Source organism: Candidatus Palauibacter sp., assembly GCF_965213655.1.
GTDB lineage: Bacteria > Gemmatimonadota > Gemmatimonadetes > Palauibacterales > Palauibacteraceae > Palauibacter.
In genome coordinates, this window is sequence record NZ_CBDBZT010000003.1 from 107,818 (window position 1) to 130,241 (window position 22,424).

Sequence of the window (22,424 nt, forward strand, 5' to 3'; positions counted from 1 at the left end):
AGGGAGGTTGCGGCTACTGGAATCCGATGATCGACTGCTTCTGCCCGGACCTGCAGATTCCCCAGTACTGGCCGCGCTGTGCTGAGTCCCTTGGGCCCTGAGCGCACCGTGGCGCGTGGCTGGGCGATCTGGCCGCTTGCCGTCGCATCGCTCTACGGCTGCGCCCCCGCGGACGGGGCAAGCCTCGCAGGTGAGGGGCCAAACGTCACGATCGCCGCGGAGACCGTGGTCTCCGACGATGCCCTCGGGTGGGTCGTGGATCTCGCGCTCGTCGGCGATCGGATCGTGGGGCTCGACGCCATGCTTGACCCGAGCGTCCATGTGTTCGATCTCGAGACTCTGCGTCACCTCGCCTCCTACGGCCGCGACGGCGATGGGCCGGGAGAGTTCAAGGATCCCGAGCAGATCGTGGTGGGGGCCTCCGATTCCCGCGACGAGGTGTGGATTCTGGACGGTGTCCACCAGCGCCTGACCCGGGTGTCCCTCGAAGCGATGGAAGCGGGAGCCGAGATCGTGCCGGAGACGCTTCCCATGGACGGTCCCAACGCGGGGTCGCTCGTGCGCGTGCCGGATGGCCGCTGGTTCGCGGGAGGCTGGATCACGGAGGGCCGCGTCGGACGCTTCCACGCCGACCGCAGCTACGACCGCACCATCGTGGGATTCCCGCCCGAGGTGGAGGCGCCCGGCATGACGCTCCTGCAGGCCTACGAGAGCCGCGTCGTGGCCGACCCCGCCGGTGGCCGGCTGGCCGCGGCGACGATCCTCGGAGGATTGCTGGAGATCTTCGATTATGAAGGTGTGCTCATCGCGCGCGCGGCGGTGCCCCATCCCTTCCACCCCGCGTTCGTCCAGGGGCGGTCCCGGGCCGACAAGGCGGTGATGTCGGTGGGTTCGGAGACCCGGTACGGCTTCACGGATCTGGCGGCGACGCGTCGCCATCTCTACGCCCTCTTCTCCGGGGGGAAAGTGATGGAGGAGGGGACGCCCTGGGCCACGAACGAGGTGCAGGTCTACACGTGGGACGGCGAGTACGTGAAGTCCCTGTATCTGGACAGGACCGTGCACGCGGTCACCGTGGATGCCTCCGATACGTGGCTGTACGCGAGCGGAGCGGAGCCCGGCCCGTGGGTCGGCCGTTTCCGGCTGCCCTAGCATCCTGTCGGGCTCCATCTGCTTGCGAGCATGGAAGCGGGCTGATGCCATGCGGACGGTCCGAGGAGAGCTCAGCTTTATCTTGTAGTTCGATAAGCATATGGCTTGACAACAGTTACATATCTACCTACCCTTCAGAGCCAATCGGTTTGCGCTCGCCGCCGCGAGCGAAGCGTCCCTCGCAAGACCACAGAGAAAAGGACGTGGCGCTTCTTTCACGCCACAAGCGGGATGTCTGGATCCTAGCGCGCCCGCCCGCCCGATTGTCTCTTGGTGCGTGTTCGGGGCGTTCGTGCTTCGGCAATCCCCGCAGCGAAGGTCCCGGAAGGTGTGGAGGGCATGAGCCGACGTCGTTCGCGAGAGAAGAGAGAAGGCGGCCAGGTGGATGAGGCCGCGGAGTCGAAGCGCAAGCGTCCGCCGCCGCCGGAGCGTTTCAGCCGGGCATGGTATCTGGACTGGCTGCGCACGCTGGCCGTGGCGGCCGTCATCTTCATCTTCTTCCGGACGTTTCTGCTGGCCACGTTCGTCATCGATTCCGGCTCGATGGAGGACACGTTGCTCGTGGGCGACTTCGTGCTCGTGAACCGAGTGTCGTTGGGCGCGCCGATCCCCTTCACGAGCGGGCGCGTGCCCGGGTACCGCGAGCCGAAGCACGGCGACATCGTCGTGTTCCGGGCGGATCACTCGCCGGGGCTCGACATCGTCAAGCGCGCGGTGGGCCTCCCCGGCGACACGCTCTACATGGAAGACGGCGTCCTGTACCGGAACGGGGTCGCGGTCGACGAACCCTACGTGCGGCGGAACCCCCGCAACCCGGACTCGCCGGACCCGCAGATGCGGTGGCAGACCAACTATCTGGTGCCCGACACGCCACACGAGGAGTACCAGCCCACGCGCGACAACTGGGGTCCGATCGTGATCCCGGAAGAGCGGTACTTCATGATGGGCGACAACCGCGACGACAGCTTCGACTCGCGCTCGTGGGGCTTCGTGGAACGCGGGAAGATGCAGGGCACCCCGCTCTTCATCTACTATTCGTACGACAGGGGCGCCCTCAAGCCCGTGCCCTTCCTGACGGCCATGAGACCGGGACGGATCGGGCCCCCGCCGCGCTAGCGTAGCCGCCGTCGCCGCCGTCCGCGCTGGATCCGTCCATCGCGGTCCCCCCCTGAACACGGCAGGCGCCCCCCCCTTCCCGTTCGGGGCGTGTCGCCGGCCCCTCCCGAAGGGCCTGAGGCCGAGCTCTCTCAGCCGGATCTCGAGCTGGCAGCCCCCCCTCCGAGAACCACGAAACGCCGGTTCCCGGCGACGTGATGTAAGATTTTGCAGGCCAGCGGCATATGTCTATCAGAAGCGCAGGTTTTCCGTGCGCTTTCTTGGTGGCGACCACAAGCCCAAGGAGAGAGACATGCGACGCAACCACGGCCGCGGTGTCATCCGTATCTAGACACGCGCGAACGAGGGCTCCCCTGGCGGAGCCATGTCAGGCTTACGGCCAGCCTGTCCCGGGCCCCTGGGGCAGGCTCGCCGTTGCCTCGTGCAGCCAGTCGCTCGAACCAGCGTCTCGCCGGGTCCGAGCGCAATGCTAGAGTCGGGCAGGGAGACGGAACTGGCCCGGAGGGCGGCAGGCAGCGAGCGAGAGGCGCTTCGGCACCTGTACGAGCACTATTCCGACGAACTCTTCGCGGTCGCGCACCGCCTGACGGATTCCGTGGCCGACGCACGCGATGTTCTCCACGACGTCTTCTCCGGGCTGCCAGTAAGCCTGCAGACCTTCAAGTACGATCAGCCCGTGGGACCCTGGTTGCGAGCGGTGACCACACGCACGGCCCTCATGCTGCTCCGCAAGAAGGCCCGCCGTCGTGAAGTCTCGATCCTTCACGAGGATGTACCGAGCCGCCCAATCGGCGTCCTGGATGCCATAGCGCTGGAGCGGGCGCTGGCCTCGCTCCCGGAGAAGCTCAGAACCGTTCTCATCCTCAAGGAAGTTGAAGGCTACTCGCACAAGGAAATAGGCGAACTCCTCAACATCGACCCCTCGGCGTCCGCGGTCCGGCTCTTTCGAGCACGGGAAAGACTGCGAGCCGTGCTGGTCGAGAGGTAGCGGAATCATGCATTTGGAGTATCGGACCCTGAGCGCCTTTGTCGATGGCGAAGTGGGTGAATCGTCGCTCGCCGCAGTCCGCGCGCACCTTGGTACGTGCTCGACGTGTCGTGACGAGATCCGCTTCATTCGGAAGCTCGGCGCAGCCTTGAGAAAACTGCCGAGTCCGGCTGCACCTCAGGGTTTCATAGACGAGATCTTTCCGAAGGAACCCGGTCAGGGAGACGTGGTGCCCCTGTTCGATCGCGCCCCTCGGATCTCCGGCGCTTCCCGGAGCAGGTGGGCGTTGACGCTGGTCGCTTGCCTGTCGGGACTCCTGGTGGGGTTCCTGGCCCTCACCCTGGGTCCGGATCGAGTCATGGCGGGTTCCAGCACGATGACCCTCGAGCGCGCCGGCGCGGGGACCCTGACAGTGCGCTACGAGACCGTCTCGTCGCTATCCGCGGAACCAGCGCTTCGAGCCCGGATCCGCTATTGGATTCCGGATTCGCTCCGATTCACGCAGACCAAAGAGGGTTTCGTTTCCGTCGAACTCGAGCGCGAGGACGCCGGAAGGTTCGAGGGGGCCGCCAGCCTGCCGCCCGGTACGGTCTACGCGATGGCCACCGTAGAGGATGAGCGAGGAGACCGGATCGACACCAACCGCGGCCGCTTCTGGGAATACATCGAGCGAGACGAGCAGGGTCAGCCAACACTCCAGGGCCGTCTCTACCAAATGCTCGCGGCTTCCGAGATCAGCGTATCGCGTGTGATACAGGTTGCGGGACGGGCGGCCGCCGAGTTTCCGGAGCGGCCCGAGTTCTGGGCCAAACTTCTGCTCTTCACGCCGGACACGCCGCCCGTGGCAGCGACTGGCGGGGTCGCGGCAACCGGGGCTGGGCGCCTTGAACTCCTCGATGCGGCGGCGCGGCAAGGGGACCCTGGACCGCACGAGATGTATGCGCTAAGGAGCTATTCGGGGCTGCTCGGTCGAAGAGACGTAGAGGAGTACTGGGACGCAGCGCTTGTTTCCCGGTATCCTCTACATGAGTACTCGTCACAGATCCGATTGCGGAAGATAGTACTTTCGTCCGAATCAAGTCGGCGCAAGCTTGACGCCCTGGATCAGAATTGGCAGCTCTCCCCAACCCCTGCGTTGGCCCAAGTCGGGCTGCAGTATTCGTATGAGTTTGCTGACTCTGCCCTAACGCGAGCTTGGCTCGACCGTTACGCCAGCGAGTCTGCGTTGCGTGACTTGCAGTTGGATGTGGAGACGGCCGAACGGATGATCGAAGTCCCGGCCCTCCGACCCTTGGCCGAGGAGTGGATCCTCGACCGGCTCGACCACACTCGGGATTGGCGCGGCGCGGCCCGTCCCCTCGACCAAACGCGAGGCGATTTCGACAGGGAGGCCGCCGAGATACGGGCGCGCTTGAATCTCGGCCTCGGCCGGATTCTCCTCTACCGTGAAGATACGGCAGAGGCGTTCGAAGCGGTGGCACGGGCTGCCGCGCAGAGTTGGACTCCCGACGTGTTCTTCCAGTTGGCCAAGCTTCACCGAACCGCCGGATCTCTCGGTCGTGCTTCAGAACTTCTCTTGCTCGCGCTTGCAGATCCGGTCACGCCTATCACGGCATCTCCGTCCCTCGAGGAGGAGAAGGACGCGCTGTCGGCGACCGAAGCTCAACTCTTGGCTGCCCGCACCGCTTGGCGCGAGCACCTCGGCCCGACGTTGCTTGACCAACCACTGAATCGGGATGCGAGCCTTCGGGATCTTCAGGGTGAGAGGATCACACTGCGTGAAGCGACGGAAGACAGGTTGACGCTTGTACTTCAAGGTTTCTGGCTGAGCCATGCTCTCGCGGACCGACTCGATCTCCTTCGCGTGAACGCCAAGAATCTCGAAGCCGCCGATGCAGGAACCCTATTCGTTGCAGCGGCTCCCGTGGGTAGACCTGGGGTCGAAGACGCCGGTGCCGACCGCTCCCGCGGCTTCCCGCCGGTTTACCACGATGATCGATTCGAAGTCTGGGACGCCCTCGGGGCGTCTCGGCAGATCCAGTACTTCGTCTTGGATCGGAGCGGCAGTCTTAGGCATCGTGGCGAGGACCTTGCAACCGCCATTCGTATCACGCTCGTGCTGGGAGGCGACTCCGTCACTGCAGCAGGACAATCAAAGACCAAGAAAGGAGTGAAACCATGAGAATGAAACGTTTCGCATTAGCCGGAACCCTGGCGGTACTCACTACCGTCGTCCCCATCTCACGTCGCGCCGAAGCCCCCGTCGGGATCGGCTTGTCCACAGCCTCATGCGCGGAGGGGGGGTGCGGCCAGGTATCAAAGTGGGACTGCATGTGTCCGGATTATCAAGAGAAGTATCGGGAGCCCAGGTGTTTCGACTAGTCAGTTCGCAAGGACTCCTATCGCGCCGACTAACCGTGGGCGCCCTGACTGCCGTCATGAGCGTGGCCTGTTGGCGCAATGTCGCTGACCACGAGATCGCTGGCACGTCGTCCGCACTGGAGCCGGATTTCGTCTTCGCGGACGACTCGCTTGGGTGGATCATGGACATCGCGTTGGTCGGCGACCGGCTGGTCGCGCTCGACGCGATGCTCGCGCCCGCCATCCATGTATTTGACCTCGCCAGTCCGCGCCGGCTCGGATCCTACGGGCAAGCGGGAGATGGGCCGGGAGAGTTCGATGATCTCGAACAGGCGGTACCCGGGGCCCCGGAATCTGTCGACGCCGTTTGGATCCTCGACGGTGGGCATATGCGCCTGACCCGACTCTCACTGGCGGACATTGAACAGAATCGCGACTTCGACGTGGAGACGTACCCCCTAGCTGGTCTCAACGCCGAATCGCTCGCGCGCGCACCGGATGGTCCATGGTTCGCCGGAGGTCGGATCACTGGCGGCCGAGTCGCTCGCTATCGGGCGGACCGCAGCTACGATCGCACAATTGTCGGCCTTCCGCCCGAAGCCCCCGAGGCACCGGGCTTGACGCTCCCGCAAGCCTATGAGAGCTGGGTCGTGGTGCACCCGGCGGGTGGGCGCCTGGCGGCGGCGACGCTGCTGGGGGGATTGCTGGAGATCTTCGACTACGATGGAGGTCTCATCGCAAGGGCGGCGGTTCCCGATCCGTTCCAGCCGGCTTGGACACAGGGGCGATCCGTAAGCGGAAAGGCTGTAATGGCGGTGAGTCCAGAGACGCGCTACGGCTTCACGGACCTGGCGGTGACCGGCCGGTACCTCTACGGCGTATTCTCCGGGCGATTGTTGGACGAGGACCCGCCCGCTTGGCTGTCGCGAGAGGTGCAGGTCTACACATGGGATGGCGAGTATGTGAAGACCCTGCATCTGGACCGGCGGGTGGAGGCTATTGCCATCGACGACTCCGATATCTGGCTCTACGCCGCTGGACTCGAACCCAGTCCATGGGTGGGCCGCTTCCGCCTGCCGGAGCCCGACGTGTTACGATAGATCGCGCTCGTCGTAGGTGGTGCCTGGGGCCGCAGGGAGGTGCATTGATGATACGTGCCGCGACAACGCTTCTTTCGCTGCTCTGGGCAGGTTCCGTTGCCGCCCAAACCAGCGAGTTGCGCCTGGTGGAGGAATTGCGTCTCGGACGGGTCGATGGGTCGGGACCCGACGTGTTCGCTGAGATCCATGATCTGGCGCTCGATTCATCCGGTCGCATCTACGTGCTCGACCCCGGATGGAGAGATGTACGCCTCTTCGACCGCGACGGCCGCTTCATCCGCAGGCTCGCACCGGAGGGGGAAGGCCCAGGCGAGAGGCGGCACAGGCCCCAATTCCCCGCTCGGGTGACCTGGGACGACCATCGTGCTCGGCTATGGATTGACGACAGGAGATTTCTCTCGGTGCTGGATTCGCTTGGCGTGGAGCATGCGCGGGATACGTACATGCCGGATTTTCCCCGCGATCGGGGTCATCCGACCGGTGTGGTGGTGGCTGTCGACAGGGAAGGTCGTGTGTACGAACAGCAGTACAGATCTACCGGCGATACCGTCTACAGCTACGCGGCACGTGGACAGGCCACGCCGGGTCGTGAGATATCCGGTGACACGCTCCATATCGATACGCGTGCCCTCGTTCAAAGAGGCTCGCCGCAGACCAGCCGGTCAGAGGGCGGAACCATGAGGGTCACCTTCTTCGCGCCCGAGCGCGACCACATCGCCTGGTCGATCTCACCCGAGGGTACGGTCTGGCTGGCCGACCTCGATGAGCCCCGGCTACATGAGCTGACCATGGTCGGCGACACGCTGAGCACGCTCGATATCCTGCGGAAGGATCTGTCCGAACTCGATGTCTCACCCGAAGGCTGGTTCTGGGCCAGACGCATGGCCGATTCCGACGAATCGGTCTGGGATGTGCTGGACAACTGCGGTGTGCACGTCGGTTCCGCGTCCGTACCCTACACCGTGACGGTGACCGAGGTCGGCTCCGCCGGCGTCATTCACGTGGTGGCGTCCGATCAACTGGATATCAACTCCGTGGTGCGTCTGCGGCTCGATGCCGAGGTGTTCCGCAGAAGCTGCTGACCCGGGGATCGTTCCGAACTCCGCCACCCATCGCCTGCCTCGGGGGCCACGGCTCCTCGTACGGGTCGCCAATCCAAGAACCGGAGGGACGTTACGTGACAGAGCCCGACGACATGCTGACAATCACGGTACAGCTCGGGCCGGACGGCAGGCTGGTAGACGCTACGTTCCCCGACCCATTTCCGGAAAACCCATCCTACCCCATTCGAGCTATTACGAAGGATGCGTCCGGGAGAGCCATTTCGGATGAGCGCCTGGAGGAACCGCCGACGCTCCCTCCGCGAAAGCCCTGGAGCGATGAACAACTCGAAGGGATCCGAACTGTTCTCGACGAGGCTCCGGCAACAGATGACCCGAATAAGCTCGCCATGCGAGCGACGTTCGAGAAGTTGCTCGAGCGAGAGCAGGAGCTGCGCCGCTAAGGGGGGCGGGTTTTCTCCTGTCCGCGCTCTCGAGCAGTGGGGGCCGGGGTGATCTCTTCCGCGGTCCCCTGGTTCTCAAGCCTATGCCGGCGGAAGTTCCGGAGCTGATGCCTCGCCGCCCTCTGCGTCCCGTGAACCCACCGCCCGCTGCAGCACCTCCTGAAGGTCCAGCCCCAGCACCGACGCGAGCCGCTCCATCGTCCCGTAGGCGCCGCGCACCCGCTGGTTGAGCGCGTTGGACACGCCCTCGCCCTGGCCCCCGTCCATCACGACCACGCGGTCGATGTCCACGCCCACGGCGATCTCGAGCAGTTCGCGGAGTCTCTCGGCCGTGAACACGGCGAACGCTGCATCGCCTCCGGTCTGGACTTCCGCGTACCTGGGGTCCGTGTCGGTGCGCCACGTGGAGGCCGTGACGAGATCGACTCCGCAGGCGTCTTCGATGCGGTGGGTTCCGATCACTTCTTTATTGAGTACGCCCCCGCCGGCGCACCACAGCGCGCTGTAGACTGGTACGAGCTGACCGAAACCCCGCTTGGCACCGAAACGCGGGCCTCGAGCTTGCGAGGACACATGAGTCCGGCGAAACGGCGGGAACGTGCTCACAGGGGAGAGCGGAATGTCTAATCTGCGACGGCGGTGGGCGCGGCGAGTCTTCACCTTGGCCATCCTGCTTGGAGCCAGCTCTGGCCCGCTGGCCGCACAGCAGGCGTACTGCGGCGACCGGGCCTCTCTTCTCGTCACGGTGCTGGACGAGTCCGGGAGCATCGTGCTGCCCGGGGCCACCGTGGTCCTTCGCTGGACCGACGCGGAACGCATGCCGGTGCGCGAGGCGACGGACGCCGACGGCCGCGTTCGCGTCTGCGTTCCGCGGGACGCGACCCAGGCGGTCGTGTGGGCGGAGTTCGGTGACCACTCGAGCGGACAGGCCGCACCCGAAGCACTGGCATCAGGGGAGGAGCGTGAGGTCCGGCTCCGCATACTGAGTTCGGTGCGGTCCGGACGTCTGATCGGGCGCGTGGTCGATCGGGAGACCGGTCGCCCCGTGGCGACGGCCGCAGTGAGTGTCCTCGGCCGGCCGACGGAGGCCGCAAGCGACAGACAGGGCCTGTTTCGGCTAACCGGCGTGCCGGTTGGACAGCACGAACTACGGGTCCGCCGCCTCGGCTATGCGCCGCTTCTCCACACGGTCGACGTGACCACCGGTCACACGACGGAGTTGGAGATCGGCCTTGTACGGGAGCCGGTGGAGCTCGAGCCGCTGGTGGTGTCGACCACGCGGTCGCGCCGACTTGAGATCAAGGGCTTTTTCGAGCGGAAGCACTGGGGGGAGTTGCTTGGCCTCGGCACCTTCTACACGGTCCAAGACATCGAGCGCCGGAGGCCGTTACGAATCTCGCAAATGATCGAAGAGCTCCCGAGCATTCGTATGGGGCTCCTCAACGCCCGCAGTGGCTGTCGCTTAAGCGTTTATCTCGACAATGTGAGTGTCGGTGCCAAGAACATCGATAAGCTTGTGCTTCCGATCGAAGTGGCCGGAGTAGAGGTTTATAGAGGGGCGGCGTCGCTGCCGGCCGAGTTCGGGGGATCCGATTCGCGCTGCGGCGTGGCAGTCGTCTGGACCAAGTAGCTTGAGTTTGCCCGCACGCGCTGGTTGAGCGCGTTGGACACGCCCTCGCCCTGGCCTCCGTCCATCACCACCACGCGGTCGATGTCCACGCCCTCCACCGCGCCCACGGCGATCTCGAGCAGTTCGGGGAGCTTCTCGGCCATGAACACGGCGAACGCGGCCTCTCCTCCGGTCTGGACCTCCGCGCACCTGGGGTCCGTGTCGGTGCGCCACGTGGAGGCGGTGACGAGATCGGCTCCGCAGGCGTCTGCCATGTGGTGGCGTCCGATCATTTCGACAGCGAGTATGACCCCGCCGGTGGACCACTGCGGCATGATCACAGGAGAGAGCGCAATGTCCAGTCTGCGACGGCGGTGGGTGGGACGGGCCGTGACCTTTGTCACCCTGCTTGGAGCCAGCTTCGGTGAGGCCGCGGGACAGCAGCCGGAATGCGGTGGTCGGGCCTCGCTCCTGATCACGGTGTCGGACGAATCCGGGACGATCGCGCTGCCCGGGGCCACGGTGGTCCTGCGCTGGACCGACGTGGAACGAAGGCCGGTGCGAGACGTCGCCGACACCGACGGCAGCTACTCTCTCTGTGCCCCGCGCGATGCGCGAGCAGCGACCGTATGGGCGGAGTTCGGGGACGGGTCGAGCGTACAGTCGGTGGTCGCCTTCGAGCCTGGAGATCGCCGTGAGGTCGCGTTGCGCGTACTCACCGGGCGCGTGCGTTCGGGGAGGTTGATCGGCCGCCTGTACGACGGCGTGTCGGGAGACCCCGTGGCCACCGCGGCGATAACCGTCATTGGCCGAACCGGTCTGGCGGAGAGCAACCGCAGGGGCCGGTTCATCCTGAGCGGCATCCCCGCCGGAGAACACGAACTCGAGGTGCGCCGCCTCGGCTACGCGCCGCTCCGTCACGCGGTGACGGTGACCCGCGGTCTCACCACGGAGGTGGAGATCGGGCTGGTACCGACGCCGGCGGAGATGGAGCCGATCGTGGCGACGGTGACCAGGCCTCGCCGGCTGGAGATCAAGGGGTTCTACGAGCGCAAGCTGTGGGGCGAGCTGGTGAGCGGGGGAACGTTCTTCACCGCCGCCGACATCGAACGCCGCAATCCGGTGCAGATCGCTCACATGATTGCCGACATGTCCGGAATCAGACTGGGATCGGGAGGGAGGCTGTTCAATATGAGAATGTCGGCTGGATTCTCCAACCAGGGATGCACCATCAAGACGTACCTTGACAACGTCGATGTCAGCGACGTTCCGCTCCGGACTCTCGTGAGACCGGTCGAGGTAGCGGGCGTGGAGATATACAAGGGCCCGGCCTCGCTGCCCGCCGAGTTCGGAGGTTCCGATTCCCGCTGCGGGGTCGTCGTAATCTGGACCAAGTAAGCCGAGGTCCCATATGAGGATCGAACGGAGCCGGAAGACACCGGATGAGTCCCTGGGGGAGCCCATTGTGCGGGCAGAAGCGGGGCTAGCGGGATCACGCGTCGGCCGACGGTCGGAGAGACCATCAAAGGGCCCGGTGCATGCGGCACGAGGCGCCACGGCGCGGCTGCGGCTCTAGGCGAACGGAGGCATGTGCGTGGGAGCGCCGAGACGACTTTCCGGGGGTGCCTTCGTTGCGACCATGGTGCTCGCCTGCGCCGCCCCGGCGCCGGACGAGGGGATCGGCGAGGTACCGGAGTGGACCCTGCAGCGGGGTCTCGCCATCGGAAGCCCGGATGATCCGGTGTACGGACTCTGGGCCGTGGGCGGGGTGCTGGCCGACGAGGACCGTGTGTACGTCGTTTTGGCACGGGACGGCACGATCCGGATCTTCACTCGTGACGGCGAGTTCGTCCGCGACCTCGGCGGCCGCGGGTCGGGCCCCGGCGAGCTGACACTCCCGACGACGCTGGGTTGGAGCGAACCGGGGATTCTATCGATCGGCGACTCGGAACTGCGGCGCTTCACCTTCTATGAGGTCGCCACCGGTGAGGCGAGGACCATTCCTTACCACGCGTACTCGCCGCAGGCGCACGGAGCGGCACCATTTATTCCGGTCGTCGTACTGCCAGATTTGCGCGCGGCAGCCGCGCCGCGCCCCTCCGAGGCGGCCCCCGAGCATGGGATCCTCACGACCGTACCCATGGTGGTGTTGGACACGGCGGGCGCGCTGCTCGACACGCTCGCGCTGCTATCGGTGCAGATTTCCCGCAACGTCACAGCTGGCGTGGTGGCGGATGGCAGGGTGCGCTTGGGACACCCCGTTCGGCAAGGGGACAAGTGGCGATTCGCGCCTGACAGGTCGAGCATCGTGGTCGTCGACGTCGAGGGCGGGACGTGGGCGGGGGAGGGCCCTGCCGAGTTCGGCGTGACAATGGTGGATTCCAACGGCGACACCCTGTTCCACCGTCGCATCGCCTATGTACCGCGCCCCGTGCCGGACGGCTACTACGATGACGAGATCGAGAAGATCGGGGGCTATCGCGACGCGGATGAATTCATAGCTGACCAGCGTGCGTTCACGAACGCCGTACGCGAATTCTACGAGCAAACCCGCTATTTTCCTCCCGTTACCAACGTAGTAGTGGGCAGCGACGGCACCGCATGGATCGCGGGACTCGACGAGGACGGCGAGCGCGAGTGGCTCGTGCTCGATGCTTCGGGAGCGTCCATCGGCCGCTTTCGGCTACCCACCGGGTGGCATGTGGGCTACGGGAACCGGAACGAAGCCTGGGTAGTGGAGCGGGATGCGCTCGACATCCCGTACGTCGTGCGCTACGAGATCGTACGCTAAGGAAGTCGCGTCGGTTGCGCCGAGGCAAGACCGAGGGGCCGGTCATTCCCGTGTACGAATGTCCGGCCCCCGGTTCTTGCGGTCAGCCCGGCGGTAGCGGTCATTTCGACATGGTCTCGTGCTTCTACCTCGGTGGTGGGTACTATCAGGTTCGCGTGGAGGCGTCGTGCGTGTACTGAGTTCGGCATCTCTAGCGTTTGGTTCGCTGATCTGGGCGGCGTCGGTTACTGCCGCCCAGGCCGGCGGCCTCCGCTTGGTCGAGGAACTCCACTTGGGTCGTATCGAGGGGTTGGAGTCCGACCTGTTCAGCGATATCCACGACCTCGCTGTCGACGGCGATGGCCGGATCTATGTGGTCGATCCGGGCATGCAAAACGTGCGGATCTTCGATCGAGATGGACAAGTCGTCCGTGAGATGGCGCCCGAGGGTGAGGGCCCCGGCGAACGTCGTCATCGCCGCATGGCGTACCTCGGTCCCACCAGCGTGACGTGGGAACCGGATCGTGCGCGGCTCTGGATTGATGACGGTTTTCAGCGGCAGGTGCTGGATTCGATCGGGGTGGAGTACCGGCGAGACATGCGCACCGGCAACTTCTATACCAACCCGGATATTCCAGCTGGCAAGATCGTGCAGTTCGATACGCAGGGCCATATCTATGAGTACCAGCGCCTACCCATCGGAGACACCACTGTCTCATACATCGCCCGTGGCGTCCCGACGGCGCAGTACGATGTCGTGTTCAGCGACACGCTTACAATCGATTCTCGGGCCCTCAAGAGCGGTGAGACTCGAACGACCGAGAGGACGATCGGCGCTGCCCGAGTCAGCATTGCCGTCTCCGACAAACGGCCCGAGCGCGATGAACACGTTTGGACCGTCTCGACAGCGCGTGGCACGGTCTGGATATCCGTCAGCGAGAGACGCCAGCTACACGAGGTAGCGTTCACGGGCGACACGCTCCGCACGTTCGATCTGGAAACGGCACCGAACGAATTGGATGTTTCACCCGAGGGTTGGATCTGGATTCGCCACAGCGGCGCCAACGCCGAGACGACCTGGGACCTGCTGGACAACTGCGGAGAGCGCCGGGGTTCCGTCTCGCTTCCCGTTCCCGTCTCGTTGACGCACGTCGGTCGCGACGGTGTAGTACATGTGGTGTGGTCGGATGATCTCGACATCGAGTACATCATGCGCCTGCGGCTGGAAGGTGATGTAGACCGCCGGATGTGCCAGGGGTGAGTCGTGTGAGGTGGGTCCCGTCCGGTGTGCGCGTCGCGTCACGGATTTCTGCCGTGCTCACATGCCTCGTGGGTATCGCGTGTATGGGTCGGCGACGTCAACGAACGACACTTGTGGAATCTGTCGTTCAGGGCTGACACGCTACGCACGATCACGCCGGGAGACGTAGTCGGGGAGTCCGTGTGGGCGGAACTGGACATCTCGCCGGAGGGTTGGTTCTGGCTCAGACGCGAGCCGGACTCCGATGAATCCAGCACCTGGGATCTGCTGGACAACTGCGGTGCACACCGTGGCCTCGCGTCGCTGCCGCACCGCGTGTCTCTGACCAGCGTCAGTCCCGCCGGTCGCAACGTGTCGTGGCGTCCGGAGCCCTGGATGTCCCATTCATCTTGCGGCTGCGGGTCGACGTAGACGTGGCCCGCCGAACGCGGCGATCGTCTCTGCGGCCCCCTCTCTTTCTTGCGTCCGGCCTAGGCCGGCGGAAGCTCAGGGGCTGACGCCTCGCCGCCCTCTGCGTCCCGTGAACCCACCGCTCGCTGCAGCACCTCCTGGATGTCGAGGCCCAGCACCGACGCGAGCCCTTCCATCGTCCCGTAGGCGCCGCGCACCCTCTGGTTGAGCGCGTTGGACACGCCCTCGCCCTGGCCGCCGTCCATCACGACCACGCGGTCGATGTCCACGCCCTCCACCGCGCCCACGGCGATCTCGAGCAGTTCCGGGAGCTTCTCGGCCATGAACACGGCGAAGGCCGTCTCGCCTCCGGTCTGGACCTCGGCGTAGAGCCGCTTCAGGACCTCGACCTGGGCCTTCCCGCGCTCCAGGATCGGCGCCGCCTCGCCCTCGGCCCGCGCAAACGCGGCCATCTTCTCGGCCTTGGCGGGCTCGATCACGTCCGCCCGCAGGCGCTGTTCCTCGCGCTCGACGCGCTTCATCTCGAGCACCTTCTCGGCCTCGACCTCGGCCTCCTGCGCCTTCACGCGCGCGATCTTCTCGGCCGTGTCTCCCTCGCGGTGCAGTTCGGCCTTGCGCACGCGGAGTTCGTTCTGGGCCTCGGCCACCTTGATCGAAGCGGCGGCCTCCCGCACCTCGGCGCGCCGCCTCGCCTCGGCCTGGGCCTCGCGCGTGTCGGCTTCGGCCTGGGCCTCGGCGATCTCCGCGGCCCGGATCGCCTCGGCCGACTTCTCCCGCCCGATCGCCTCGAGGTAGCCGCGCTCGTCGCTCACGTTCTGGATCTTGAGCACGTCGAGGTGGAAACCGAGCGACGCCAAGTCCTCCCCCGCGTCCTCCGACAGCGCCTTGGCGAACCCCAGCCGGTCCTCGTTCACGGCCTCCGGCGTGAGCGTGGCGAGGACGCCGCGCAGGTTCCCGGTGAGCGTGTCCTGGGCCAGTTCACGGACTTCCGTCTCCGTCTTCCCCAGCAGGCGCTCCACGGCGTTGTTGAACACCCACTCGGGCTCCGAGGCGATCTTCACGTTCGCGATCGCCTCCACGTTGAGCGGGATGTTCCCCTTCGAGAAGGCGTTGGTGACGAAGACCTCGATGGGGATGGTCTCGAGGTTCATGTGCTGGACCGTCTCGATGATCGGGATCCGGAGCGTGCGCCCGCCCGAGATGGAGCGGTAGCCGACGGCCTGGCCATCGGTGAGCATGCGGTTCCGGCCCGTGATCACGGCGGCGCGGTTGGGGGGGACGATCACGATCAGGTTCTTGATCGTGACGATCGCCACCAGTACGACGACGATGAAGACGGCCGCCATCGTGACGGGCGCGGCCAGAAGATTCAGCAAATCCTGCATTTCGACCTCATTCCTCGAGCAGTTTCATGTCCATGGGCACGACGTTCGCGATGCCGTCCTTCATGTCGACGACGACGACCGACTGTCCGGCGCGCAGCGGCAGGCCGTCCGGGCAGGTCGAGTCGATGCGGGCCCGCACGCTGTAGCGGCGGTCGCCGCGCGATACCTTCACCGTACCCGCGCTGTCCGGCGCTATTTCCATCGTCACCTCGCCGGTCAGCCCGGCCAGCGACCGCTCGCCGAGCGCGGTGCCGGCGCCCGAACGCTTGATGTAGCGGAAGGCGGCGCTGATGAAGGCCCCGGAGGCCAGCCCCGTGACGCCGGCGACGACCCCTGTGACCGCGGGGCCCGCGAACCAGTGCAGGATGGCCCCGGTCGCGCCGAAGCCGAACAGTGCGTAGACGATCGTCCGCAGCGAAAGAAGCCTTGCCACATCGGCCCCGCCCCCCGCGTCCAGCTCCCCGTCGACATCCACATCGATGTCCATGCCGTCCAGGAAGTCGCCGAACACGGACAGCGCGAGGAACCCGCCCCCTACCAGGAGACAGAAGACGTATATCGTGAACATGGCCGATCTCCTTCCTGCGGACCTCGGGGGACTCGAAACCTACCGGCCCGTGGGAAGGCGGGAAAACCGCCGTCCGCCGTTGTCTCCCGCTACACCCCGGCGGACGGCTTCATGCGTCGCCGCCGGTCCAGGCCGCGACGGTCTCGGCCACGAAGTCGTCGAACACGCGCGGTGCGTGGCCCAGCACATGGCTCATGGTCGCGAAGTCCTCTTCCGTGGCGATGAGTCCGTCGGAGAGGAAGTGCTCGGACATGACCCGCAGATCCCCCACCAGCCAGTCCGGCAGGTGCCGGCCGGCGCGCGCCTCCCACTGGTCGAGGTCGTCGCCCACGTACTCGATCTCGCGGCCGAGGTGTTCGCTCCACGTGCGGACGACATCCTCACTCGTCAGTAGTTGGGGTCCGATGATCGGATTGCGTATGCCTTCGTGGCCGTCGTCGAGGAGTGCGTTCACGGTGGCGTCGGCGATGTCGCGGACGTCGACGCGGTGCAGTCCCACGCCCCCGAGCGGCGCCGGGTAGACGCCGGCCTCGAGCGACCGCCTCAGCCACAGGTCGTTCTGGAAGTAATGGTTCGGTTCGATCGTCACCCACGGGACGCCCGACGCCTCGAGCGCGGCGAGGATCTCCATCTTGCTCGCGAAGTGGGGGATGTGAGGCGCCGCGTGCGCGCGGTGGGCGGAGTGGAAGACGATCCGCTCGACGCCGGCCTCCACGGCCGCAGCGATCGCCGCGGCGCCGAGTTGCGCCTCGTGCGGGTGGAGCGCCGTGAGCAGGTGCACCCGCGACACGCCCTCGAGCGCCGGCCCCAGTGTGTCGGGGCGCTCCAGGTCGCCCTGCACGAACTCGACCTGTCCATCCCCGCCTTCCCCGTCGCCGACCTCCGCGTCCGGGGGTGTAGTCCGGGTCGCCGAGCGCGTCAGACACCGGACGGACACGCCGCGGGCCGTCAGGCCCTCCACGACCCGGCTTCCCACCGTCCCCGTCCCGCCGACGCAAAGCACATACGCCATCCATGCCTCCTGTCTTCCGTGGTTCCGGCCCCCCTCGCGCGGGTCCGTGAGGTTCCGACGATACATGGCATCCGGAGAGCAGGCGAGTGCCGTCGAGAGCCGCCTCTGCGCTGCCCTGTCGCGCGCATGTCGCCGCGCGAGTTGATGCCCCGTTGATGGCTGGCCGCACCCTTGAGAGTGAACCGCGGAAGGCCTGGGACGGAGGGTCCGTCCCGAAGGGTGGCGGCGGGCTGCGGCGGGGGCCGCGGCGACCGCGATCCCGGCCTCCCGACGACTTGGGAAGGGGAGGGGATGATGAACAAGGGACGCTGGATACTGCTCGGCTTCAACCTCGTGCTGGCCACGACGATCCTAGCGCAACCCGGCCAGGCGGCGCCCGCGCAAAGCGGCGACTGCGTGCGCGAGTGCATGCTGGAATGGACGGAGTGCGTTCCTGGACGGTGACTGGGACTGCTACTGGAGGATCAGTGATTGTCTGCTCGAGAAGTGCTTTCCCACATGGGGCCCGTTTTGAGGTCTGCCCCGAACAGGCCCTGGGAGCGATGACATGATCCTCGGCGCGAGGGGGGGCGAACGCTGGGCTGACGAGACCGAAGCCATCGGAGTGGTGCGGGATGAACTCGAAATAGCGCACGTCCTCATCGTGCCGCTCCCGCCGGCCGCCGGCCCGACGGACTCATGAAGCGGCCCGGGGTCCAGGACACCGGCCTGGCGGTGTGCTTCCTACTCCTCGCGGTCATCGCGTTCCGGCCATCGGGGGTGGTGGGCGGCCGCATCCGGGAGTGGAACGCCGAGCGACAGGTGCTCGCGCTGTATCGCGAGGAAGGGAAGAAGGCCGCGGCGACCCGGAAGAGCGTACTCGGAAGCGGCGATGCCGGGCACGTGATCTTCGAGTTCAGCGACTACCGGTGTCCCTTCTGCCGCTTGTCTCACGAGACCGTGAACGAGTGGGCGGCCGGCGACAGCGTGAAGGTCGTCCTGGTTCACGTTCCCCTCTCCGACCGTACGCGAGAGGCAGCGCGGGCGGCGATCTGCGCGGAAAAAAGCGGGGCGTTCCAGCGCCTGCACGATTACCTCATGACGAACGACGACTGGGAGTCCACGGAGGTGGCCTGGGAGTCCGTTGCCGCAGCGGCCGGCGTTCCCGCGGGAACGTGGTTCGTCCGCTGCCTGGAGTCGGCGGCGACGACCGAGCGCCTCGCCCGCGACGCCGCGCTCGCCGCCCGCTGGCGGGTGGCCGGCACCCCGACCTTCGTGTCCGAACACGCCCGGATCGTCGGAGCCGTGTCGGAGGCCGACTTCGCCAAGCTCCTCGGCCGGTAGCCGGCGCACGAACTCGTCACACACGAACACGCGGCCGAGTTGAGACCGCGTTGACGCCCGAGGCCAAGTATGGGGTGGACCTCGGGAGCAAGGGACGGAGGGACCGTCTCGAGGGTCGGGCCGCGGGAACAGGGGCCAGCCCGGCGCGCCCGAACGTGAGATGGGAGGACGATGATGAAGCGACGATGGGCACTCCTGACTTTCAATCTCGTGCTGGCCACGGCCATCCTCGTACAGCCCGGCAGGGCTGCGTCGACATGCGACTTCAACGACTGCACCTGCGTATGCCTGGAATTATGGGACAACTGCTTCACGGACTGGGACGAGGTACGGAAGTGCGACTGGTTGTACGGGATCTGCATGTGGTTGACGTGGTGCCAGGCGGAGCCAACAAGGCTCTGATGGTCGGCCCGTCAAGCACCGGTGCGAGGAGGATCGCAGCCATCGTGATGATGACCGCGATCCTCTGCGCACTCGCGGGCTGCGGCGAGCCGCCGATCGAGTGGCCGGAGTCGAGTCCGTTTCCCACCCGGTCCATTCACCTGGGCATGACGCATAGCGAATTGATGAGGGCACGTACCACGCTCTACGTCAACGAGGAGGGCAGGATCGAGGAAGCCGTCGTCCGAGGTTGGATGCACTACGGCTTCACATCGTCGCGCATTGGACCGCCAGACGCGGGCTCCAGACTCGCCTACGTCGATATGGAGGAAAACGAGACGAATCGCCCGCGGGCAGAGACTCGATGGGCCGCACTCGTGGCCGACTTGGCAGAAGATCTCGGCGTGGAGCCCGAGTGCATGGAACTGAAGTACGGGCGGCTCGACCTTCGGCGCGCGATGCTGCTCCCGCGCGATTCGACGCTCGCAGCGGCCGTCGAGGTCCACATCGAGTCGGACGCTCCCGGGTCCGAAGTGGCCGGGGTGACCACCCGCATGTGGCTCCCGGAACACCCGTCGTCGCTCGCCGACGGCACACGTCTCCCGGGCGCGGCACTACTCGATTGGCGACCTTGCGAGGCGTCGCCGTTATCCCGTTCGACAGGAGCACCACCATGATTTCCATGTCACGTCGTTTGAGCCTCGTTGCCCTCCTCGCCGTGCCGGCGCTCGTGCAGGCGCAGCAGGTCGTGCCGATTTCCACCGATCTTCCGCAGTGCTCCGTCAAACTTGAAGAGTTGCTGAGCCTCGGGGAGATCGACGATCCCGGCACGATCGGGCTCCCTACCTGGATCACGCGGCTTGGGTCCGGTGATTTCGTCGTCGCCACCCCCGGAAACGGGGCGGAGATGATGGTCTACGACGCCAAGGGACGTTACCGGGAGAGCTTCGGCAGTAGCGGAGAGGGTCCCGGTGAGTTCCTCGCCCCGGGCATGGGCAGGCTTCGCCCCTCGCCCGACGGAGGCGTGGTGATTCTGGATCCCATGACCCGGCGGATCACAAGCCTGTCGGCCACCCGGGAATTGCTGGGGGCGACACAGATCGGCGGCATGATGGGGATGAACTTTCTCCCCGCGGTTTCCGGTTCGGGCTTCATCGTCGGGGGATGGGGCGGCGCGGCCGACGGGAATCCGGGTGGCGTCACGAGGATGATCGACACCGAGGGCGCGACGCTCGCCGAGGCTGGCGCGGTGCCCCGGGAGCGATGGCTGCAGCAGTTCTTCTTCTTCCCCATGACGACCGACTCGGAAGGCAGAGTGTGGCGGGCGCAGCCGACCGAGTACGTCGTCGAAGCGTGGGATCCCGAGGATTCGGCCGTGGACATCCGGCTGGAGGGGTCGCCCGACTGGTTCGTACCCGGCCCGCCGCAGCCGGGCTACCCGCTCGAGGCGCCCGGCCCTTCGACCATCATGGACCTGTGGTACGAGGATGGCCTGCTATGGATCGCGACCACGGTGGCTGACCGCGAATGGATGGAGGTCGCCGATGCGTTCGTGGTGGGCGAAGCCCTCGAGCAGGGCCAAACCCTCGATGGCAACAGGCTCATGGACATGGTCATCGAGGTGATCGACCCGACGACGGGCGCCCTGGTAGCGCGGACCGTGCACGACGAGTTCCTCTGGCGCACGGGCGACGGCGCCTTCCTGCACAGCCTCCGCCAGGATGGCCTGGTGCCACAGGCCGTTCTCTACTCTCCCTCCTTCGAGGGCGAGAACTGTCCGCAGCCGGGCACCCTGCCCGGTTAGCGCACTCCTGTCGGACGAGTCGCCCCGGGCCTCGCCCAGGCGGCGTCTCCCGCGGCGATGCGGGCCAGCGCGTGGTCGAGGTCGGCCATGTACCGGTCCACGTCGGCCTCGGCGATCGGGGGGCCGTGAATGGGCGCGATCCAGGCCGGAGGATGCCGTTTGAGCATGGTGCGTAGCGCGCCCATGACGCGCTCGGGGTCCGCGTAGCGCAGCCAGGGCAGGGTTTGCGCGTGGAATTCGTGCACGCCTTCCGCGCGTCCGTCCTCCGGGATCCGTCCCCAGTCGATGTCGCACGCGCCGGGGGCGTGCAGCGTGCCGAAGCCGTCCGCCACGAAGAGCGTGCGGGAGGCCTCGTCGTAGACCCAGGTCGTGTGGTTTCGGTCGGCGAGTGGGGGGTCGAGGACGATGAAGCGCCGGCCCAACACCTCGGTCACGTCCCCGATCTTCGTGCGGCGCGCGTACGGGAGTCCCTGCAGGTCGGGGTCCCCGCAGGAGGCGATGATCTCGAAGTCGCCCCAGTCCCGGCGGAAGGCGGGGATGTTGCCCGAGTGGGGATAGTCCGAATGAGACAGGACGATGGCGCCGATCCCGCGCCCCGCGGTGGCGTCGCTGATCCGGTCCGAGAGGCGCTGCCGGTGGTGGAAGGAGCCGGAGTCCATGAGGATCGCTCCCTCGGGCGCTTCGACCAGATAGACGGATACGTGGATGTGGCCGTCCGGCTCCGGAAAGCACTCGTGAACCCACGAGACCCCGCCGCTGAGGTCGATCACGCTCACGGAAGCCCTCCGTTCACAGGACGCCCCCGCTCACAGGACGCCCCCGCGCCCGCCCGCCGCCACGCGCCGCACGACCTCGTTCAGGAGTTCGTAGTACGGGGACGCGTCCGCACCCGGGATCGGGAGTCCGTGCGACGGTGCAAACCCGTAGCCATCGAACTGGGCCGCCAGGGCGTCCGTCGCCGCGATGACCTTCGACGGAACCACGTACTGGAACCAGAACATGACGCGGCTGTGGAACTCCTCGAGACGCCCCGTGTCCACCGCGGTGTCGATCTCGTCCGTGCGCCGCAGGCACTCGCCGCTCTGGTGCGGGAATCCCATCCAGTCGACGGTGAAGAGCGTGCGGGTCGTTTCCTCGCTCATCCAGGTGTGGATGGCGGCGTCGAGGAAGGTCGCCTCCGGGAACCGCACCCGCAGCCCGCCGAGATCTATCTCGTCCCCGGGACCCACCTTCATCGCGTCGTCGAGGTGGTAGAGGGCGTGCGTCTCTCCGGTCGCCGGGGCCACGAGCCGGCACTCCGGATAGCGCCGCAGGACCTGCATGGTGTTCCCGGCGTGTGGCACGTCGGGGTGTGAGATCGCAAGGTAGTCGAGCCGCCGGTCCCCCAGCAGTTCCTCCAGCGCCGGGAGCAGCACATCGCCCGAGGCCGGGGAGAGGGTGTCCCAGAGGAGCATTCTCTCGCCCGTCAGCAGGTACGCGTTCTGCGGGATGTGAAGCTCGTTCGCCGGCGAGTACCAGTCCGCGCCGCTCGCCTCCACGGCGCGCGCGATCCCGGCCCGGTGCCCGCCGCACTCCTGAATCCAGTGGATACCGGGCCACACGTCGCGCCGCCAGCCGCGGTCTGTCGCCACGGTCATCGTCTCGCCTGCGGGTTCGCTCATGAGGGGCAGTCTACGGAA

24 protein-coding genes and 1 pseudogene are annotated in these 22,424 nt (G+C 66.4%); 18 read left to right on the plus strand and 7 right to left on the minus strand.

All coding sequences use genetic code 11. The features are described from left to right. Window positions 1-108 precede the first annotated feature (108 nt). From ACOOGH_RS02680 to ACOOGH_RS02715, 8 genes and pseudogenes are all read left to right on the plus strand, one after another. Window positions 109-1,152, plus strand: coding sequence for a BF3164 family lipoprotein (locus ACOOGH_RS02680; protein ID WP_420447442.1), 1,044 nt, complete (start codon window positions 109-111; stop codon window positions 1,150-1,152). Window positions 1,153-1,491: 339 nt separating this feature from the next. Then, window positions 1,492-2,268: a signal peptidase I gene (lepB, locus tag ACOOGH_RS02685; RefSeq protein WP_420447443.1), complete on the plus strand. Its 777-nt coding sequence runs from the start codon at window positions 1,492-1,494 to the stop codon at window positions 2,266-2,268. A gap of 466 nt (window positions 2,269-2,734) precedes the next feature. Further along, window positions 2,735-3,256 carry an RNA polymerase sigma factor gene (locus ACOOGH_RS02690; RefSeq protein ID WP_420447444.1) on the plus strand — a complete coding sequence of 174 codons (522 nt, stop codon included), beginning with the start codon at window positions 2,735-2,737 and terminating at the stop codon, window positions 3,254-3,256. A gap of 7 nt (window positions 3,257-3,263) precedes the next feature. Further along, a pseudogene (locus ACOOGH_RS02695) lies at window positions 3,264-3,356 on the plus strand (zf-HC2 domain-containing protein); the annotation flags it as partial. Between the two features lie 276 nt (window positions 3,357-3,632). Beyond that, entirely contained in the window at window positions 3,633-5,438 is a 1,806-nt protein-coding gene (locus ACOOGH_RS02700; RefSeq protein ID WP_420450158.1) for a hypothetical protein, read from the plus strand. A 256-nt stretch (window positions 5,439-5,694) separates the two neighbouring features. Further along, window positions 5,695-6,717, plus strand: coding sequence for a BF3164 family lipoprotein (locus ACOOGH_RS02705; protein WP_420447445.1), 1,023 nt, complete (start codon window positions 5,695-5,697; stop codon window positions 6,715-6,717). Window positions 6,718-6,764: 47 nt separating this feature from the next. Then, window positions 6,765-7,799: a hypothetical protein gene (locus ACOOGH_RS02710; protein ID WP_420447446.1), complete on the plus strand. Its 1,035-nt coding sequence runs from the start codon at window positions 6,765-6,767 to the stop codon at window positions 7,797-7,799. A 95-nt stretch (window positions 7,800-7,894) separates the two neighbouring features. Beyond that, a complete protein-coding gene (locus tag ACOOGH_RS02715) occupies window positions 7,895-8,221 on the plus strand; it encodes a hypothetical protein (RefSeq protein WP_420447447.1) in 327 nt (108 codons plus the stop codon). A gap of 81 nt (window positions 8,222-8,302) precedes the next feature. Here the strand turns inward: ACOOGH_RS02715 and ACOOGH_RS02720 are convergent, their stop codons facing one another. Then, window positions 8,303-8,683: a hypothetical protein gene (locus tag ACOOGH_RS02720; protein ID WP_420447448.1), complete on the minus strand. Its 381-nt coding sequence runs from the start codon at window positions 8,681-8,683 to the stop codon at window positions 8,303-8,305. Between the two features lie 157 nt (window positions 8,684-8,840). On the opposite strand from ACOOGH_RS02720, the gene ACOOGH_RS02725 reads away from it, so the two are divergent. Then, window positions 8,841-9,851 (plus strand): carboxypeptidase regulatory-like domain-containing protein, encoded by a 1,011-nt coding sequence (locus ACOOGH_RS02725; protein WP_420447449.1) that lies wholly within the window; start codon window positions 8,841-8,843, stop codon window positions 9,849-9,851. Here the strand turns inward: ACOOGH_RS02725 and ACOOGH_RS02730 are convergent. Continuing rightward, the gene (locus ACOOGH_RS02730; protein ID WP_420447450.1) at window positions 9,770-10,105 is read right to left on the minus strand and encodes a hypothetical protein; all 336 of its coding nucleotides are present in this window, start codon (window positions 10,103-10,105) and stop codon (window positions 9,770-9,772) included. The genes ACOOGH_RS02725 and ACOOGH_RS02730 overlap by 82 nt on opposite strands. Window positions 10,106-10,184: 79 nt before the next feature. Here ACOOGH_RS02730 and ACOOGH_RS02735 point away from each other — a divergent pair, with 79 nt between their 5' ends. From ACOOGH_RS02735 to ACOOGH_RS02745, 3 genes are all read left to right on the plus strand, one after another. Then, the gene (locus ACOOGH_RS02735) at window positions 10,185-11,228 is read left to right on the plus strand and encodes a carboxypeptidase regulatory-like domain-containing protein (RefSeq protein WP_420447451.1); all 1,044 of its coding nucleotides are present in this window, start codon (window positions 10,185-10,187) and stop codon (window positions 11,226-11,228) included. Between the two features lie 196 nt (window positions 11,229-11,424). Then, complete coding sequence (locus ACOOGH_RS02740) at window positions 11,425-12,621, plus strand: hypothetical protein (protein ID WP_420447452.1); 1,197 nt, start codon at window positions 11,425-11,427, stop codon at window positions 12,619-12,621. Window positions 12,622-12,892: 271 nt separating this feature from the next. Next, a complete protein-coding gene (locus tag ACOOGH_RS02745; protein ID WP_420447453.1) occupies window positions 12,893-13,861 on the plus strand; it encodes a hypothetical protein in 969 nt (322 codons plus the stop codon). Window positions 13,862-14,331: 470 nt separating this feature from the next. Here the strand turns inward: ACOOGH_RS02745 and ACOOGH_RS02750 are convergent, their stop codons facing one another. From ACOOGH_RS02750 to ACOOGH_RS02760, 3 genes are all read right to left on the minus strand, one after another. After that, window positions 14,332-15,657 carry a flotillin family protein gene (locus ACOOGH_RS02750; RefSeq protein ID WP_420447454.1) on the minus strand — a complete coding sequence of 442 codons (1,326 nt, stop codon included), beginning with the start codon at window positions 15,655-15,657 and terminating at the stop codon, window positions 14,332-14,334. 7 nt (window positions 15,658-15,664) lie between these two features. Further along, window positions 15,665-16,225, minus strand: a complete 561-nt coding sequence (locus ACOOGH_RS02755) for an NfeD family protein (RefSeq protein ID WP_420447455.1) — start codon at window positions 16,223-16,225, stop codon at window positions 15,665-15,667. A 109-nt stretch (window positions 16,226-16,334) separates the two neighbouring features. Beyond that, window positions 16,335-17,237: an SDR family oxidoreductase gene (locus ACOOGH_RS02760; protein ID WP_420447456.1), complete on the minus strand. Its 903-nt coding sequence runs from the start codon at window positions 17,235-17,237 to the stop codon at window positions 16,335-16,337. A 219-nt stretch (window positions 17,238-17,456) separates the two neighbouring features. On the opposite strand from ACOOGH_RS02760, the gene ACOOGH_RS02765 reads away from it, so the two are divergent. The 6 genes from ACOOGH_RS02765 (at window position 17,457) to ACOOGH_RS02790 (ending at window position 20,745) form a co-directional block, all read left to right on the plus strand. After that, on the plus strand, window positions 17,457-17,681 hold the full coding sequence (locus ACOOGH_RS02765; protein WP_420447457.1) for a hypothetical protein: 225 nt from the start codon (window positions 17,457-17,459) through the stop codon (window positions 17,679-17,681). A gap of 103 nt (window positions 17,682-17,784) precedes the next feature. Next, window positions 17,785-17,919 (plus strand): hypothetical protein, encoded by a 135-nt coding sequence (locus tag ACOOGH_RS02770; RefSeq protein WP_420447458.1) that lies wholly within the window; start codon window positions 17,785-17,787, stop codon window positions 17,917-17,919. Continuing rightward, complete coding sequence (locus tag ACOOGH_RS02775; RefSeq protein WP_420447459.1) at window positions 17,916-18,560, plus strand: DsbA family protein; 645 nt, start codon at window positions 17,916-17,918, stop codon at window positions 18,558-18,560. Before ACOOGH_RS02770 ends, ACOOGH_RS02775 begins: the two co-directional genes overlap by 4 nt. A gap of 171 nt (window positions 18,561-18,731) precedes the next feature. Then, complete coding sequence (locus tag ACOOGH_RS02780; RefSeq protein ID WP_420447460.1) at window positions 18,732-18,962, plus strand: hypothetical protein; 231 nt, start codon at window positions 18,732-18,734, stop codon at window positions 18,960-18,962. Window positions 18,963-19,006: 44 nt separating this feature from the next. Continuing rightward, on the plus strand, window positions 19,007-19,618 hold the full coding sequence (locus ACOOGH_RS02785) for a hypothetical protein (RefSeq protein ID WP_420447461.1): 612 nt from the start codon (window positions 19,007-19,009) through the stop codon (window positions 19,616-19,618). Continuing rightward, entirely contained in the window at window positions 19,615-20,745 is a 1,131-nt protein-coding gene (locus ACOOGH_RS02790) for a hypothetical protein (protein WP_420447462.1), read from the plus strand. The genes ACOOGH_RS02785 and ACOOGH_RS02790 overlap by 4 nt, the downstream gene beginning before the upstream one ends. Here ACOOGH_RS02790 and ACOOGH_RS02795 read toward each other — a convergent pair. Together ACOOGH_RS02795 and ACOOGH_RS02800 are read right to left on the minus strand one after the other, a co-directional pair. Continuing rightward, the gene (locus ACOOGH_RS02795) at window positions 20,742-21,521 is read right to left on the minus strand and encodes an MBL fold metallo-hydrolase (protein ID WP_420447463.1); all 780 of its coding nucleotides are present in this window, start codon (window positions 21,519-21,521) and stop codon (window positions 20,742-20,744) included. The two genes, ACOOGH_RS02790 and ACOOGH_RS02795, sit on opposite strands and share 4 nt — an antisense overlap. 30 nt (window positions 21,522-21,551) lie before the next feature. Further along, on the minus strand, window positions 21,552-22,406 hold the full coding sequence (locus tag ACOOGH_RS02800) for an MBL fold metallo-hydrolase (RefSeq protein WP_420447464.1): 855 nt from the start codon (window positions 22,404-22,406) through the stop codon (window positions 21,552-21,554). Window positions 22,407-22,424 lie beyond the last annotated feature (18 nt).

Excerpts from the sequence above, each read along its gene's own strand:
- ACOOGH_RS02750 (WP_420447454.1), bottom strand. The coding sequence starts at position 15,657 with ATGCAGGATTTGCTGAATCTTCTGGCCGCGCCCGTCACGATGGCGGCC.
- ACOOGH_RS02755 (WP_420447455.1), bottom strand. The coding sequence starts at position 16,225 with ATGTTCACGATATACGTCTTCTGTCTCCTGGTAGGGGGCGGGTTCCTC.
- ACOOGH_RS02705 (WP_420447445.1), top strand. The coding sequence starts at position 5,695 with ATGAGCGTGGCCTGTTGGCGCAATGTCGCTGACCACGAGATCGCTGGC.
- ACOOGH_RS02760 (WP_420447456.1), bottom strand. The coding sequence starts at position 17,237 with ATGGCGTATGTGCTTTGCGTCGGCGGGACGGGGACGGTGGGAAGCCGG.
- lepB (WP_420447443.1), top strand. The coding sequence starts at position 1,492 with ATGAGCCGACGTCGTTCGCGAGAGAAGAGAGAAGGCGGCCAGGTGGAT.
- ACOOGH_RS02780 (WP_420447460.1), top strand. The coding sequence starts at position 18,732 with ATGATGAAGCGACGATGGGCACTCCTGACTTTCAATCTCGTGCTGGCC.
- ACOOGH_RS02725 (WP_420447449.1), top strand. The coding sequence starts at position 8,841 with ATGTCTAATCTGCGACGGCGGTGGGCGCGGCGAGTCTTCACCTTGGCC.
- ACOOGH_RS02710 (WP_420447446.1), top strand. The coding sequence starts at position 6,765 with ATGATACGTGCCGCGACAACGCTTCTTTCGCTGCTCTGGGCAGGTTCC.
- ACOOGH_RS02730 (WP_420447450.1), bottom strand. The coding sequence starts at position 10,105 with ATGGCAGACGCCTGCGGAGCCGATCTCGTCACCGCCTCCACGTGGCGC.
- ACOOGH_RS02735 (WP_420447451.1), top strand. The coding sequence starts at position 10,185 with ATGTCCAGTCTGCGACGGCGGTGGGTGGGACGGGCCGTGACCTTTGTC.
- ACOOGH_RS02790 (WP_420447462.1), top strand. The coding sequence starts at position 19,615 with ATGATTTCCATGTCACGTCGTTTGAGCCTCGTTGCCCTCCTCGCCGTG.
- ACOOGH_RS02770 (WP_420447458.1), top strand. The coding sequence starts at position 17,785 with ATGATCCTCGGCGCGAGGGGGGGCGAACGCTGGGCTGACGAGACCGAA.
- ACOOGH_RS02700 (WP_420450158.1), top strand. The coding sequence starts at position 3,633 with ATGACCCTCGAGCGCGCCGGCGCGGGGACCCTGACAGTGCGCTACGAG.
- ACOOGH_RS02690 (WP_420447444.1), top strand. The coding sequence starts at position 2,735 with ATGCTAGAGTCGGGCAGGGAGACGGAACTGGCCCGGAGGGCGGCAGGC.
- ACOOGH_RS02800 (WP_420447464.1), bottom strand. The coding sequence starts at position 22,406 with ATGAGCGAACCCGCAGGCGAGACGATGACCGTGGCGACAGACCGCGGC.
- ACOOGH_RS02775 (WP_420447459.1), top strand. The coding sequence starts at position 17,916 with ATGAAGCGGCCCGGGGTCCAGGACACCGGCCTGGCGGTGTGCTTCCTA.